Origin of the sequence: Thioalkalivibrio sp. ALE9 (assembly GCF_000377445.1) — a bacterium.
GTDB lineage: Bacteria > Pseudomonadota > Gammaproteobacteria > Ectothiorhodospirales > Ectothiorhodospiraceae > Thioalkalivibrio.
The window spans coordinates 235,870-249,028 of the sequence record NZ_KB898124.1; the positions used below are offsets into that span (position 1 = coordinate 235,870).

The following is a 13,159-nucleotide window of genomic DNA, read 5'->3' on the forward strand; positions in this document are numbered from 1 at the left end:
CCCCCGAAAGAGACCTGATGCGAATCCTGCTCGTGGAAGACAACCCGGCGGATGCCGATCTGCAGCGCCGGGTGCTGGAGCGCGAGGTGCCGGGTGCCGAGGTGCACCTGGCGGCGTCGCTGGCCGAGGCCCGGGGCGCGCTGGCCGGCGCTGCGGGATTCGACTGTGTGGTGGAGGACTTGCGCCTGCCGGACGGGAGCGGCCTCGAACTGATCGGCGAGCTGCAGGCCGCCGGGCGCGACGAGGCGGTGCTGGTGCTGACGGGCCACGGCGAACAGGAGACCGTGGTCGCGGCTTTCCGGGCCGGTGCCGACGACTACCTGACCAAGTCCGATGACTACCTGGAGCGTCTGCCGGCGCGCGTGGTCGATGCCCGTGCTCGCCGGGAACTGAGCGTGGCCAACGGGCACGAGCCGCTGCGGGTGCTGTATGCCGAGCATAATGCCTTCGATGTGGGGCTGACGCGCCGCGAGCTCGCGCATACCGCCCCCCACATCCAGCTGGAGACGGTGCACACCGCGGAGGAGGCCCTGGCGGCGCTGACGCCGGATGCAACCGGCGCTGTCGGCTTCGACCTGCTGCTGGTGGACTACCGCCTGCCGGGGTTCGACGGCCTGGAGCTGGCGCGGCTGGTGCGCGAGGAACGCGGGCTGGATCTCCCCACCGTTCTGGTGACCGGGCAGGGCACCGAGGACCTGGCGGCCCGCGCCCTGCGCATGGGCGTGGACGACTACGCGGTCAAGCGCGAGGGGTATCTGAAGATGCTCCCGGTGCTGCTGGACCAGGTCCATACGCGCGCCCGCCTGCGCCGGGAACAGGCCGCCCTGGCGGCCTCCGAGCGCCGGTACCGCGAGGTGATCGAGCGCGCCGGCGACATCGTCTTCGAGACCGATGCCGCCGGTTGCTGGCGCTTCCTGAATCCCGCCTGGACGGCGATCACCGGTCATGCGGTGGAGTCCGCGCTCGGCGAAGAGATGCTGGCCTTCATGCCACTGGAGGATCGCGCGATGGCGGCGCGGCTGCTGGCCCGTGCCGCGGAGTCCGACGACGGACGGCTGGAGACCGAGATCCGCCTGCGCACGGCGGATGGGTCCCTTTGCTGGCTGGAGCTGCGTGGCCAGGCCAATCTGGATGCCGAGGGGCGGCCGATCGGGTTGTCCGGCAGCCTGGTGGACGTGACCCGGCGGGTCCTGGACCAGCGGATCCAGGAGGTCCGCGCGAACGTGCTCGGGCGCCTGGCCACCGGCGAGCGTGACCCGCGCCTGCTGGAGGACGTGGTCAAGGGGCTGGAGGCCCTGGCCCCGGAGCTGCACGGGTGCATCATGCTGCTGGACGGCGACACCCGGGAGCTGCACGGTGTGGCCGCCCCGCGGGTGCCGGATCCGTTGCGCAGCGCCACCCGCCGCATCCGCGCCGAGCAGGGTCTGGGTTCCTGCGGCGAGGCCGCCTGGAGCGGCGAGCCGGTGATCATCGAGGATTGCAGTGCCCACCCCAACTGGGTCGGGTTCTGCGATCTCGCGCATGGCGCGGGGTTCCGGGCCTGCTGGTCGTTCCCCTTCCGCGATGCCGATGGCAGCGTGCTGGGCACGCTGGGGATCTATGTAGCGGGGGCCCGCGGTCCGCATGCCGGCGAGCGCGTGCTGATCGACGAGTTCACCCAGATCGCCGGCCTGGCGGCACAGAAGCTGCGCGTGTCGCAGGCGCTGGGCGAGCGCGAGCGGGCGCTGCGCACCGCGGCCGAGCTAACCGTGGAGTTGCTGCGCGAGGACAACCCCGCGAGCGTAATCCACCGGCTGCTGGCCGAACTGGGGCAGGAGGCGCATGCCGATCGGGCCTACGTGCTGGTGGCCGAGCTGGACCATGGGGTGCGCGAGGCCCTGGATGTCCATCGCTACTACTGGGTGCGCACGGACACCGATCAGGTAGTGCGTCCGCCGCCGCTGCGCAACCTGAGTCTGGAATCGGTCCTGCCGCGCTGGCACGAGATCCTGCAGGGCGGTGGTGCGGTCGAGGTGCTGACCCGGGAGCTGCCGGAGGCCGAACGCGAGATCCTGGAGGCCGCGCAAAGCCAGGCGGCTTTGCTGGTCCCGCTGTACGTGGAGGGCGAATACCGTGGCTTCCTGGCCCTCGATCGGGTGCGGCGCGCGCAACGCTGGACCGCGGCGGACCAGAGCCTGGCGCGCATCGTCGCGTCCAGCCTGGGGGCCGCGCTGGAGCGGCGTCAGGCCTTGCTGGGGCTGCGGCGCATGGCGGCGGTCTTGGAGAGCACCCGGGACGGGATCATCATCACGGACCTGACCCCGCGGATCATTGCGGTGAACCCGGCCTTCGTCGATATCACAGGCTTCTCCGAGATGGAGGCGCTGGGGCGCAACCCGAGTTTCCTGCAGTCCGGGCGTCACGATGCCGCGTTCTTCCAGCGCATGTGGGACGCTCTCCAGCATGAGGGGCACTGGCAGGGCGAGATCTGGAACCGCCGGCGCAACAGCGAGGTGGCCCCGCAGTGGCTGAGCCTCAACACGGTCTACGACGAGCAGGGTCAGGCCCTGCACTACGCCGGGGTGCTGACGGATATGTCGGAGCTGCGCCGCTCGGAGGAAGAGCTCCAGTACCTGGCCCGGCATGATGCGCTGACCGATCTGCCCAACCGCACGCAGCTGCAGGTGATACTGGGCCAGGCGCTGGAACGCGCCCGGGCCCACGGCTATCGCGTCGCGGTGCTGAATCTGGATCTCGACCGGTTCAAGAACGTGAACGACTCGATGGGCCACCCGGTCGGCGACCGGGTGCTGGTGGAGGTTGCGCGGCGGCTGCGCGAGGCGGTCGGGCCCTCCCACGCACTGGGCCGCCTGGGTGGTGACGAGTTCCTGATCGTGGCGGAGAATCCGGCCAGTGACGAGACCGTGGCCCGTTGTGCCCGCGACCTGCTGGCCAGCCTGGAGCGCCCGCTGGTGCTGGACGATGGGCGTTCGGTGTACCTGAACGCTAGCATTGGCATCAGCCTCTACCCCGAGCATGGCGACTCGGTGACGGAACTGATCCAGCACGCCGATGCGGCTATGTACCAGGCCAAGGCCTCCGGGCGCCAGACGTGGTCGGTCTACACCCAGGCCCTGACCCGCGCGGCGGACGAACGCCTGGAGCTCGAGAACCGCCTGCGACAGGCCCTGGAGACCGAGAACGGAGAGCTGCGCCTGCACTTCCAGCCGCAGGTCCGCCTGGAGGATGGACAGCCCTTCGGCATGGAGGCGCTGCTGCGTTGGCAGCCGGAGGACGGGCCGATGATCCCGCCGGATCGGTTCATCCCGATCGCCGAGGACACCGGCCTGATCGTCGCGCTGGGCGAATGGGTGTTGCGCGAGGCCTGCGACGCCGCCAAGCGTCTGCTGGATCTGGGGGCCGCGGATTTCAGTCTCGCGGTCAATCTGTCGCCGGTGCAGCTGCAGCGTGGCGATTTCGTGAACCGGGTGGCGGAGATCCTGGCGCTGACCGGCTTCCCCGCCGTGCAGCTGGAACTGGAGATCACCGAGACCGCGATCATGCAGCAGGGCGAGCAGGCCATCGCGCGGCTCGCGGCACTGAAGGAGCTGGGCGTGCGCCTGGCCATCGACGACTTCGGCACCGGTTATTCCTCGCTGGCCGCGCTGCGGACGTATCCGCTGGACGTGCTGAAGATCGACCGCAGCTTTGTCGACGGGGTGGCCAGCGAGAGCGCCGATCGCGAGATTGCCGCCACCATCATCGCCATGGGGCGCAACCTGAACATGCAGGTCATCGCCGAGGGCGTGGAGACCGCCGAGCAGGCCGCCTTCCTGCACGAACGCGGTTGCGCCCTGGGGCAGGGATACCTCTACAGCCAGCCGCTGGAACTCGACGTGCTGCAGGGCTGGATGACCGAGCATGGCGCGCTACCGGTGGACTGACGGCCTTCCCGTGGCGCCGGACGGATGGCTCCGGTAGCCTTTGCGCCGCAGGATATCCGTTACCCCTTGCCCGGAGTTTCCCCGATGGCCGATCCCTCCCGTCCCACTGCGCTGCGTTCGATCACCTTTCACGGGCTGGAGCCGGGGCCGCGCCTGATCGTACTGGGCGCGGTGCATGGCAACGAGACCTGCGGCACCCAGGCCGCCGAGCGGGTCCATGCCGAGCTGGAGGCGCGCGAACGGGATCTGCTGCGTGGCAGCCTGACGCTGGTGCCGCGCACCAATCCGCTGGCCTATGACCTCGGACAGCGCATGGGCGAACGCAACCTGAACCGCAACCTCCGGGTGACCGAGGATCCGCAGGATTTCGAGGACCGCATCGCCAACGTGCTGTGCCCGCTGCTGGCGGCGCACGACGTGCTGCTGGACCTGCACTCGTTTCACACCGGCGGGCAGCCGTTCATCATGCTCGGCCCACGCAATAACGAAGGCCCGCTGGAAGGCTTCGCGCAGGCGCGCGAGGAAGAGGCACTGGCGGCCTGCCTGGGCCCGCGGCGCATGGTCGAGGGCTGGCTGGATACCTATGCCCGGGGCGTGGCGGCGCGGATGAAGAACCCGAACGCGAGCCACCGGGCGCAGATCCTGAGCACCGATCCCAGCTACGGGGTCGGGACCACCGAGTACATGCGCAGCCAGGGCGGCTATGGCGTGACCCTGGAGTGCGGGCAGCACGACGACCCGCAGGCCCCGTTGGTCGCCTACAACGCGATCATCAATACCCTCGCGCACCTGGGCATGCTGCCGGCGCCGGCCACGCCGGGCCAGGATGACCCGGAGGTCCTGCGCCTGGTCGAGGTGATCGACCGCGATCACCCCGAGGACCGGTTTGCGCGCGAGTGGAAGAGCTTCGACCCGCTGGAGGCGGGTGACCTGATCGGCGTCCGCGCCGACGGGACCGAGGTGCGGGCGCCGGAACCCGGGTTTATCGTGTTCCCCAACCCCAATTCGCTGCCGGGCAACGAGTGGTTCTATCGCGCCGAGTTCAGCGACCGCCGGGTGATCTGAGCCGCGCTTCTGCCCGCCCCGCATGGATCTCGCGCCCTCCGGTGTTGCGCTGCTGCTCCTGGCCGCCGGCTTTTTCGCCGGCTTGCTGAATGCGGTGGCCGGTGGTGGCAGCTTCCTGACCCTCCCGGCGCTGATGAGTGTGGGCGTCCCGCCGGTGGCCGCCAATGCCACCGGGACCGCGGCACTGTTGCCCGGCTATCTGGCCAGCGTGCTGGCGGATCGGCACGGGCTGCGCGGGGCCTGGCGCGACCTCGGCCCGGGGCTGGCCCGGGCGCTGCTGCTCGCGGGGGTGCTGGGTGGCGCCCTCGGGGCCGTCGCCCTGCTGCTGACCGGCGACGCGGGCTTTCGTGTCCTGATCCCCTGGCTGCTGCTGGTGGCGACATTGCTGTTTGCGCTGGGACCCTGGCTGCAGCGCCTGGCCGCGCGGCCGCATCCGGGGCCGTTGCGTGCTCTGGGCGCGGGGCTGGGCTGCGCCTATGGGGGCTACTTCAACGGTGGCGTCGGCATCCTGCTGCTGGCGATCCTGCGGGGCCAGGGCATTCCGGATCTGGCGCGGGCCAATGCCCTGAAGAATCTTCTGTCCTCGGTACTGACGCTGATGGCCGTGGTCGTCTACATCGCGGGCGGGCAGGTGGTGGCGACCGGGCTGCTGGCGGTGGGGGCGGGCGCGATCCTGGGCGCGCGTGTCGGGATCATCCTGGTGCGCCGGCTGCCCGAGTCGGGCTACCGCCAGGTGGTGACTCTGGTCGGTGTCGCGGTCACTGCCCTGTTCTTCCTCGAACCCGCCTGGCTGCTGCCACGTCTGTAGGCGGCGGGGCGCGGCCAGCGGGTACCGATCAGCGACTTGGCGTGATGGCGGTTTCGAGGCGGCGGGCGAGGTCGTCCAGCGTGGCGGTCGCGGATTCCGGCAGGATGGCCTCGATGCGAGGGCGCAGCCGGGCCTCCGGGGCGGTCATCGGTTCCAGGGCGCCGTGGCCGTCCACCCGGTTGAGGCGGTGCCAGCCGCGGTCGGTCTCGACCAGGCCCTTCAGCCGATCACCGCTGAAATCCGCGACCAGGCCCGCGAGGGCGGCATGGTCGATGAGCTGGCCCTCGGGCAGCAGCCAGCTGCGGCCGGTGTAGCCGTCACCGCGGGTGTCGATGGTGACCCACTCGTCGGCTGCATGAGTCGCGTCATCATGCTGGTGGTCGTGGTCGTGGTCGTGGTCGTGGTCGTGGTCGTGGTCGTGGTCGTGGTCGTGGTCGTGGTCGGCGTGCGCATCCGCGCTCGTGGACGCGAGAAAGTCGCGGGCCTCCGGGAACAGGGCGCCGCCCCGATCCAGTCGCGGGCGGTCCAGCCAGTCGCGTTCGATGCGGCCCTGCGTGGTCTCCACGACCAGCGGGCGTGGTGGCGGCATCGCCGCGACGAAGGCCTGCAACGCCTCGCGGTCCGCCTCGCTGTAGAGGTCGGCCTTGTTGGCCAGCAGCACGTCGGCCAGGGCGATCTGGTCGCGCCAGTTCGCGTGCTCCCGGTGGCGCGGCGAGGCCAGGTGGCGGGCGTCCATCAGGGTGACGGTGGCGCGCAGGTCCAGTACCCCGGCGTAGGGCGGCTCGGTCAGGGTGCGGATAATCTGCGCCGGGTGGCCGAGGCCCGTGGGTTCGATCAGGATGCGGTCGGGGCGCTGGCTGCGGATCAGCCGGTTGAGCCCGACGGTGAACATCTGCGCGGAGACGCAGCACAGGCAGCCGCCGGGAACCTCCTCCAGCGCCACGCCGGTATCGGCCAGCAGGCCGCCATCCACCCCGATCTCGCCGAACTCGTTGACCAGCACGGCCCAGTGTTCGCCCTCCGGGCGCTGCGCGAGCAGGTGGCGGATGGCGGTGGTTTTGCCGACGCCCAGAAACCCGGTGATCAGGTTGAGCGGGATGTCCTGGTGCCGCTGCATGCTATCCGGCCCCATTTCCGGAGGGTTGCGGGCTGTCGCGGAGCGTTTCCGGGGCGGTCCCTTCGCTTTCCAGGCTGCGGTACATCGCCTCTTCCGCTTCCTGATTCAGCACAATCAGGGTGATCCGCCGGTTGATCGCGGCCTCCGGATCGTCGCGGTTGAAGGGCACGCTGGCGGCCAGCCCCACCACGCGGGCGATCTGGTCGGGCTCGGTGCCGCCGGCGATCAGGGCGCGGCGGGCGGCGTTGGCGCGATCGGCCGAGAGCTCCCAGTTGGTGTAGTCCGGGCGTAGCAGCGGGCGGGCGTCGGTGTGGCCGGTGATCGAGACGCGGTTGGGGACCTGATTGATCAGGCCGGCCAGCTCGCGCAGGATCGCGTCGGCGTGCTCCAGCGGACGCGCGCTGGCGCTGGCGAACATCGGCCGGTTCTCGCGATCGATGATCTGTATGCGCAGGCCTTCGGGTGTGATATCCAGCAGCAGCTGGTCCTTGAAGGGCTCCAGCGCCTGGCTCTGATCCAGGGCCTCCTCCAGTGCCTCCTGCAGGGTCTCCAGGGCCTCGCGATCGCGGGCCTCGGCCAGCTCGTCGAGGGTGTCTTCATCGATCCCTGTCGGGGCCTCCAAGGCGTCCGGGTCCTGGATGAGTTCCGGCATGCCCTCGAAGTCGATGATCGATGGGTCCACGCCGGTTCCGTCACCGGGCGCCTGGCCCGGCGCGGGAGCTTCGCCCACGAATGCGGAGGGGTTCTGGAAGTACTCGGATATGCCGGCGCGCTGGTCGTCATCCAGCGCAACGAGCAGCCACATCACCAGGAAGAAGCCCATCATCGCGAGCGTGAAGTCGGCGAAAGCGATCTTCCACGCGCCGCCGTGGTGGCCGCCCTGGACCACCTTCTTCTTGACGATGATCGGCTGGGTCTTGTCCTCGACTCCCATGGTAGTGATCCGGAGGCCGTCAGGCCCCCTTCACGTACTCTTCCAGTTCGGAGAAGCTCGGGCGCATCGCGCTTTCCATGGTCTTGCGGCCGAACTCCACCGCGACCTGAGGGCTGTAGCCCTGGACATTGGCGAGGATGCAGGCCTTGATGCACTGCAGGAACTTGGCTTCCTCCTGTGCACGGGACTCGAGGGCGGTCGAGGTCGGCCCGGCAAAGCCGTAGGCCAGCAGAATCCCGAGGAACGAGCCGACCAGGGCAGCCGCCACGCTTGAGCCGATCTCCGCGATGGAGCCGTCGAGTTTGCCCATTGTCATCACGATGCCGAGGACCGCCGCCACGATACCGAAGCCGGGGAGGGCCTCCGCCACACGGTGAACCGCGTGGGCCGGTTGGTGCGATTCCTCGTGGTGGGTCTCGAGGTCCAGGTCCATCAGGGCATCGAGCTCATGCGGGTTCATGCTGCCGGAGATGATCAGGCGCATGTAGTCGGTGATGAACTCCATCGCGTGGTGATCCTGCAGGATCCGGGGATGGGCCTTGAAGACCTCGCTTTCTTCCGGCTCCTCGATGTCGGCTTCCACCGCCATCAGGCCCTCTTTGCGGGCCTTGGTGAACAGCTTGTACATCATGGCCAGCAGGTCGAGATAGTCGTCCGACTTGTACTTGCTGCCCTTCATCAGGCTGGGGATGGACTTGAAGACGGTGATGACGACTCGGGGCGGGTTGGCGATCAGGAATGCCCCGAGCGCCGCACCCCCGATGATCCAGTACTCGTAGGGCTGCCACATGACCCGGAGGTCGCCACCATGAAAGTAGTATCCACCGAAGACTGACGAGAAAACGATGACGATACCCAGGAAATACTTCACGGACCGCGACCCCACATTGCTTAAGCACCATGCCGGACAGGCCATCCGCCCGCATGCGTTGCTATAGTTGACGGGCTTTACGATAACGACTCCCCTGCGCGAGGTACAGCATGTCCCTGGACAAGGACGCGCCCTACATGGAAGAGGCCGCGCGCCTGGCGGCGCTGGAATGGCCGATTCTGGAAGCCAGCGATGCGGTGTTTGCGGACCCGGATGCCCTGGTGAATCGGTCCCTGCGCGAACTGGCGCGCTACGCCGAGCGCGATCCCGGCCTGAGTCTGCGCCTGGTGCGGCGGGCCAACGCCTCGCGTCGCGGTCTGCGCCAGGAGGTGCACGCGGTGGGCGACGCGATTTCCATGCTGGGATTGCAGAACGTGCATCGGGAGGCGGCCGAGGCCCCGCGCGTCAAGGATGTGGTCACAAGACCCCAGGCCTATCGCGAGCTGGCGGCGCAGTCGCGGCTGGCGGCAATGATCGCAGGCGAGATCGCGCACAAGCGCCACGACACCGAGCCGGGCGAGGTGGCCCTGGCAGCCCTGCTGAACCAGCTGGGCCTCCTGGCGTTGCTGGTCGAGGGCGAGCCGCGCCTGGATCGGCTGCTGGAGATGCTGGAGCTCAGCGCCCTGCCGGACGAGGCCAGTTACGCCGCGCTGGGGTATGCGACGGACGACCTGTCACGTGCCATGGCGGAGCAGATGGCCCTGCCGGAACTGGTACAGGGCACGCTGCGTGCGGTCAACGCGGCCCATCACCGGGCCTATGAGGTCATGGTCGCGAGCGCCGTGGCCTGGCAGGTCTTCCGCGGCATGGACACCGCGCGCGGCGATCGCGACCTTGGACTGCTGGCCGGTCTGATGGGGCTGACGGACAAGGAAGCCGCGGACCGCGTGGGCGCGGTCATCGAGCGCTTCAACGAGGATGTCGCCGTGTATCAGCGGCCGCCGCTGGACCCGCAGACCCCCGGTCGCGTCTGGCTGGGCGAGCGCTATCGTCCGCGTCTGGCCCTGATGCCGCGGGCCGACCTCCTGGAGACCGGGCTGCGCGCCCTCGAACAGGAAACGAATCGCGAGGCCCGGATACGCCGGATGCTGCGAGTGATGCAGTTCGGCGTGGGGTTGAACCGGGTGGTATTCGCCCGTCTGTCCCGCGATGGCGAGAGTCTGCGCGCCGAGCACCTGGTCGGGACCCTGCACGAACCGGAGTTCAGCCACTTCGTGATCAACCGGTCCGCGCTCGGACCGCTGGGCCGGGTACTGGAGGAGGACACCGCCCAGTGGTGGGATCGCCGCCGCATCCATGACGAGATGCCGGCGGCTGTCCGCCGCCTGACCGGCGGGGTGGACTGTCTGGTCGCCCGGCTGTGCGACGGTGACCGCGTGCTGGGCATGGTCTATGCCGACCGGCGCGCGCGTGATCTGGACCTGACCCCGGTGGCCTTCGAGGGGTTTCGCCGCGTGCTGGCGGCGGCCGCGCGTCCTGTCGGCTCCTGAGGAACACTGAGCGCTTCGCCGGGCCGGGTCGGTGGCTCAAGTCTTTCGCGGGGTGGTCGATACATGTACAGGGTCGTATATAGGCGATCATAATCCGCAGCATTCGCAAGGGGTTGGCCACGGCGTATGGCTGATCCCACGGGCCCCGAGCCCGTGGAACAATCAAAAGGACGTACGACATGCGCAAGAACCTGCCCGTCACCCAGACGGAGTACTCGATTGATCAGCACGGCGACCTGATCTCGGCCACTGACGAGAAGGGGCGTATCCGTTTTGCCAACGATGACTTTGTGGATGTCAGCGGCTTCGAGTGGTCGGAGTTGGAGGGGTCAGCGCACAACATCGTCCGCCACCCGGATATGCCCGAGGCCGCCTACGCGAATATGTGGGAGACCCTGAAGGCCGACCGGGCCTGGATGGGCATCGTCAAGAACCGCCGCAAGGACGGTGACCACTACTGGGTGGACGCCTTCGTGACCCCCGCCTACGAGCACGGTCGCAAGACCGGCTACGAGTCGGTGCGCGCGATCCCCGAGCGCGAGCATGTCGCCCGTGCGGAGAAGGTGTATGCCGCGATCAACCGGGGCCGGAGCTTCGCCCGGCGCTGGTACCACGGCCTTACCTGGCGCCTCGCCGGGACCTGGATTATCGGCTTCCTGTTGGCGCTGGCGGTCGTGTTTCTGGCGTCCTCGCCACTCGTGCAGGCGGGCCTGCTGGTATTGATCTTTGCCGCCGGCGGCATCGCGTCGCTGGCGTTCACGTCCGGTATCCGCCAGGCGGTCAATCGAGCCCGGGAGCAGTTCGACAACCCGGTAATGGAGGCCATCTACACCGGGCGCCGCGATGACAGCGCTTCGCTGGAGCTGGTGCAGCAGTTCGGCGAGGCGAAGCTGCGCACCGTGCTGGGCCGGATCGAGGACAAGGCCGACGCGGTGAACGACGATGCCCATGCCATGGCCAGCAGCGTGGAGCAGACCGCCTCCGGCGTGGAGCGCCAGCAAAACGAGATCGACCAGGTCGCCACCGCGATGAACGAGATGACCTCGACCATCCAGGAGATGGCGAGCAATTCCGCGCGCGCGGCCGAGGCCGCCAACAACGCCGAGAAGGAGACCGGCGCCGGGCAGGATGTCGTGAACGGTACAGTGTCCGTGATCAATCGCATGGCGGCGGAGGTGGAATCCACCGCCGAGAAGCTGGGCAAGCTCGAGGCCAGCACCGAGGAGATCGACAAGATCCTGAGCGTGATCCGCGAGATCGCCGAGCAGACCAACCTGCTGGCGCTGAACGCCGCGATCGAGGCCGCGCGCGCCGGCGAGCACGGCCGCGGTTTCGCGGTGGTGGCCGACGAGGTGCGCTCGCTGTCGCAGCGCACCGACGAGTCCACCGTGACCATCCGCAACATGATCGAGACCCTGCAAAACGGTGCGCGCGAGGCGATGTCCGCGATGCGGGCCAGTCAGGAGCAGGCCGCCGACGGGGTGGAAAAGGCGCAGGCGGCGGGCGACTCGCTGACCACGATCCGCGAGGCCGTGGCCCAGATCACCGAGATGAACACCCAGATCGCCACGGCCGTCGAGGAACAAAGCGCGGTCTCCGAGGAGATCAACCGCAACGTGACCTCGATCCGCGACGTGGCCACCGAGACCGGTTCGGTCTCCGCCCATGCCCGCGACGCCAGCACCCGCATGCAGGCCGAGGCCGCCGAGCTGAAAGCGCTGATCCAGCGCTTTGAAGGCAAGTAACACGCTGCAAGGCCGTTGTGAGCGGACCCGAATCGCTCGGGTCTTGTGCCTTCCTGACTAAGTGCCTTTCCCAGAGCTTTCCCGGCCGGAGGAGTCCGCGCGGCGGGTGTTGGCGCTTGGACTGAAAGGGCCCCATGTGTGCAATGTAGGGAGCGCCGGTCATGGCACCGGCTTGAACGTTTTCATGACGCGAGCGATTGAAATGATTCGGCCAGTGCCCGGAAACTACGCACGTGGTGGTCTGGCGACCATGGTTCTCCCGGCATGTCTCGGGGTGGCCACCGCGCAGGCAGATGCGGAATTCAACATCGGCGCGTTCACGGACTACATCGACGACGGCGCGACCAAGTCGGACAATGATCCGGTCGTGCAGGGTGGTTTCGAGCTGGGCTTTGACAATGGGGTGTTCACCGGCGTGCAGGCCTCCACTCTCGGCAGTGGCCGCGGCAGCGAGATCGTCCCGTTCGTCGGCTACGGTTTCGATGCCGGCCCAGTCGGCATCGAGTTTGGCTACGAGTACTTCCACTACTCCAGCCTGGATGACGAAGACGAGGGCGAGCTGTTCCTGGGCGCCGACTGGGGGCCGCTGTTCGCCGAGGTGGCGTATGTCGCGCACGCCGATGATCGCGATGCCGAGGGCAGCCGCGTCTGGTTCGTCGGGGCCGGGCACGAGGTGGCTCCGCGTATCGAGCTCTTCGGCGGACTGGGCTATGACGATCCGGCCGATGACAACGGCGCGAAGTTCTGGGAGCTCGGTGCGGCGCACGCAACCGACTTCGGCACCTTCTCGCTGACCTACGCCTCGCGCGACGAGAGCGGCGCTCAGGACCTGCTGGTCGGCGGCTACACCTACAACTTCTGACCCACCGCCCGCGTCGGTCCGGCGCGGGTTGGTTTTTCACCACGAAGCACACGATGGCACGAAGGAGATCAAGGTCAAGGGCTTTCCTGATTAGCGACGAGAGTCAGCCAGGCTCACAGGGTGAGCCACCCCCGGGCGTACGCTGAGGCTACACAGCGAGCGGAGGGTGCCACCATGGCGCAGAATCGGATTCAGTTTCAGCCGGGGATGTCGTTGCCGGCATTCATCGCCCAGTACGGCACCGAGGCCCAGTGCGAGGCGGCGCTGGAGCGGGCCCGATGGCCGGACGGCTTCCGCTGCCCGCGTTGCGGGTGCCAAGCCCACTGCGTCCTGCACGGCAGCCC

At 68.6% G+C, this 13,159-nt stretch carries 10 protein-coding genes; 7 read left to right on the forward strand and 3 right to left on the reverse strand.

All coding sequences use genetic code 11. From position 1 onward, the window contains the following. The first annotated feature begins 17 nt into the window (after positions 1-17). The 3 genes from D106_RS0106830 (at position 18) to D106_RS0106840 (ending at position 5,796) form a co-directional block, all read left to right on the forward strand. The gene (locus tag D106_RS0106830; RefSeq protein WP_018879613.1) at positions 18-3,923 is read left to right on the forward strand and encodes an EAL domain-containing protein; all 3,906 of its coding nucleotides are present in this window, start codon (positions 18-20) and stop codon (positions 3,921-3,923) included. A gap of 84 nt (positions 3,924-4,007) precedes the next feature. Beyond that, positions 4,008-4,988 carry a M14 family metallopeptidase gene (locus D106_RS0106835; RefSeq protein WP_018879614.1) on the forward strand — a complete coding sequence of 327 codons (981 nt, stop codon included), beginning with the start codon at positions 4,008-4,010 and terminating at the stop codon, positions 4,986-4,988. 22 nt (positions 4,989-5,010) lie between these two features. Further along, a complete protein-coding gene (locus D106_RS0106840; protein ID WP_018866478.1) occupies positions 5,011-5,796 on the forward strand; it encodes a sulfite exporter TauE/SafE family protein in 786 nt (261 codons plus the stop codon). A gap of 28 nt (positions 5,797-5,824) precedes the next feature. Here D106_RS0106840 and D106_RS0106845 read toward each other — a convergent pair whose 3' ends face one another. From D106_RS0106845 to motA, 3 genes are read right to left on the reverse strand one after another with little or no spacing between them, the layout of a single operon-like run. Then, the gene (locus D106_RS0106845) at positions 5,825-6,913 is read right to left on the reverse strand and encodes a GTP-binding protein (protein WP_026280608.1); all 1,089 of its coding nucleotides are present in this window, start codon (positions 6,911-6,913) and stop codon (positions 5,825-5,827) included. Position 6,914: 1 nt separating this feature from the next. Continuing rightward, positions 6,915-7,847 (reverse strand): flagellar motor protein MotB, encoded by a 933-nt coding sequence (gene motB / locus D106_RS0106850; protein WP_018879616.1) that lies wholly within the window; start codon positions 7,845-7,847, stop codon positions 6,915-6,917. Positions 7,848-7,866: 19 nt separating this feature from the next. After that, positions 7,867-8,718 (reverse strand): flagellar motor stator protein MotA, encoded by an 852-nt coding sequence (motA, locus tag D106_RS0106855; protein WP_026280609.1) that lies wholly within the window; start codon positions 8,716-8,718, stop codon positions 7,867-7,869. 110 nt (positions 8,719-8,828) lie between these two features. On the opposite strand from motA, the gene D106_RS0106860 reads away from it, so the two are divergent. The 4 genes from D106_RS0106860 to D106_RS14730 form a co-directional block, all read left to right on the forward strand. Then, a complete protein-coding gene (locus D106_RS0106860; RefSeq protein WP_018879618.1) occupies positions 8,829-10,208 on the forward strand; it encodes an HDOD domain-containing protein in 1,380 nt (459 codons plus the stop codon). 179 nt (positions 10,209-10,387) lie between these two features. Continuing rightward, on the forward strand, positions 10,388-11,953 hold the full coding sequence (locus tag D106_RS0106865) for a PAS domain-containing methyl-accepting chemotaxis protein (protein WP_018879619.1): 1,566 nt from the start codon (positions 10,388-10,390) through the stop codon (positions 11,951-11,953). 250 nt (positions 11,954-12,203) lie between these two features. After that, positions 12,204-12,815 (forward strand): TorF family putative porin, encoded by a 612-nt coding sequence (locus tag D106_RS0106870; RefSeq protein ID WP_051077452.1) that lies wholly within the window; start codon positions 12,204-12,206, stop codon positions 12,813-12,815. A 174-nt stretch (positions 12,816-12,989) separates the two neighbouring features. Then, on the forward strand, positions 12,990-13,159 hold a 170-nt coding region (locus D106_RS14730), incomplete at its 3' end, for a transposase (protein WP_018879621.1).